We start from the raw sequence: 1,609 nt of genomic DNA on the forward strand, positions 1-1,609 counted from the left end.
AGCCTGCATCCGTTCCGGTGCCCGCCATCGGCCACGCTGATATTTACCCCGCCTATGCCGCGCGCCATCACCCGCCCCGGACCCGACTGGCCGGACAGGAGCAGCGGGTCGCCCGGCCACAGCATGGAATGCAGGTCCAGCAGCCTGTCCGCCGTCAGGATGACCGGCAGCAGCGTGCGTGCGCGGTCGAGTTCATGCGAATTGCGGTCGCCCTCCAGCGTGGCGGGGGACCAGACACGGTTCATGTCCTCATCCACGCAGCGCGCGCGCGTGGGGTCATGCGGATCGAACTGGTGCATGGCTTCCGGATTGGCGAAAATAAACGAAAGCCGCCCGCGACGGGGGCGCACGCGCGCGCGCAGCAACTGGTCCAGCACCATCGCGCCCGCGAATTCATTGCCGTGGATCAGGCTGACACATACGGTGTGCGGGCCGGGGCCGCGTCCCTCGTAATGCATGACGCCGGGGATGCCGCAATTCCCCCGTATCCATGGGGAGAGATCGGGCGGGGTGATGCCGATTTTCCAGCGCGGCAGGGCCTGGGGCGGTGGCGGCAGGCGGTCAAGAAAACGGGTCGGGCGCGCCACACGCACCGGCAGGCGTTTGTCCATCGGCCGCATGTCATGCCACGGGCAGTCCCTCTGGCCCGCAGGGCGCGTGGCCCTGCGGATGCATGGCATCCACACTCATCATGAACCGCAGTTTATCCAGCCTGCCCCCCACGGCAAGGGCATCGGGCGGGGCGGGACATGACAAACAGTGGCGCATGACGGAGATATGACCGGACTTCATGAAGTCCGGCGCAAAATGCCTGCCTGTGTCGATCCGACGCGCGATTTTCCCGCTCCGGCCATGCGGGATTCCAGATCATAGGTAAGGTGTCTGGCTGGAAAAGAGACACCCGAAAATTTCCCGCGTTTTTATCAGGTTATTCCGGCAGCGGCGCGATGCGGATGCGCTGGCCCGTCAGGCGTTCGATTTCCTTCAGCGCGTGGCGTTCCTCCGGCGCGCACAGGGCCACCGCCACCCCGCGTCGGCCCGCACGCGCGGTGCGGCCGATCCGGTGTACATAGGCTTCGGGCACGGGGGGATGTCGTGGTTGATGACCAGGGCAATGTCATCAATATCAATGCCGCGCGCCATCACATCGGTCGCTACCAGAACCCCTACGCGGCCCTGCCGGAAGTCACGCAGCATGCGTTCGCGCCGCGCCTGTGAATGGTCGCCATGAATGGCCACGGCCGGGGTCAGCGCGGAAATGGCGCGCGCGACGCCATCCGCTTCCTGCCGGGTGCGCACGAACACCATCACCCGCTGCATGCCGTAATGGCGCAGGCAGGCCAGCGTGGCTTCCGTCTTGTGCCGCATGGGCACGAAAATGGCATATTGCGCGATGCGGGGCGCGGGGGCGTATTCCACCTCGATACTGATGCGTTCGGGCCGGTGCAGCAGTTGCGCGGCAAGCGCGCTCATGGCGGGGGGCATGGTGGCGGAAAACAGCAGGGTCTGGTGCCGGGGCGGCAGGACGGCGGCAAGAGCCAGCATCTCCTCCGCAAAGCCGGGATCGAGCATGCGGTCGGCTTCGTCCAGCACGAACCGGGTGGTGGCC

At 66.5% G+C, this 1,609-nt stretch carries 2 protein-coding genes and 1 pseudogene; all 3 read right to left on the reverse strand.

Annotation, left to right across the window (positions count from 1 at the left end; translation table 11 throughout):
• Positions 1 to 611, reverse strand: a pseudogene (locus JCM25156_RS16115) (peptidase M14); the annotation flags it as partial.
• A 10-nt stretch (positions 612 to 621) separates the two neighbouring features.
• On the reverse strand, positions 622 to 792 hold the full coding sequence (locus tag JCM25156_RS29560; RefSeq protein WP_159105007.1) for a hypothetical protein: 171 nt from the start codon (positions 790 to 792) through the stop codon (positions 622 to 624).
• Between the two features lie 192 nt (positions 793 to 984).
• On the reverse strand, positions 985 to 1,609 hold a 625-nt coding region (locus tag JCM25156_RS25385), incomplete at its 5' end, for a helicase-related protein (protein WP_242402712.1).

The organism is Komagataeibacter kakiaceti JCM 25156 (assembly GCF_000613305.1).